The sequence below is a fragment of the Micromonospora sp. SL1-18 genome, from assembly GCF_047921505.1.
Classification (GTDB): Bacteria; Actinomycetota; Actinomycetes; order Mycobacteriales; family Micromonosporaceae; genus Micromonospora.
Map to the genome: position 1 here is coordinate 1 of NZ_JBLROA010000289.1, position 229 is coordinate 229.

Below are 229 nucleotides of genomic sequence, written 5' to 3' on the forward strand. Positions count from 1 at the left end.
CCCGAGTTCCATACCGCCCTTCGGGTCCAGGCCCCAGATCTGCACGAGCCCGGAAGTGACCCCGGCGGCGAGGGACCGGACCACGGACCAGATCACCGAACCCTTCCCGGAACCGGTGGCGCCCACGACCAGGACTTGAGTGCCGAACAGGCGCAGGTCGTAGCCGTCGCCGTCTTCCCGCCGGCCCACAGGCAGGGCGGTGAACTCCGGCACGGCCGGCACGGGCAGG

General features: G+C 71.6%; 1 protein-coding gene. It reads right to left on the reverse strand.

What is annotated here, in order from left to right; all coding sequences use genetic code 11:
• A partial coding sequence (locus ACNAW0_RS30980) for an FtsK/SpoIIIE domain-containing protein (RefSeq protein ID WP_416291575.1) occupies positions 1–229 on the reverse strand: 229 nt, incomplete at both ends.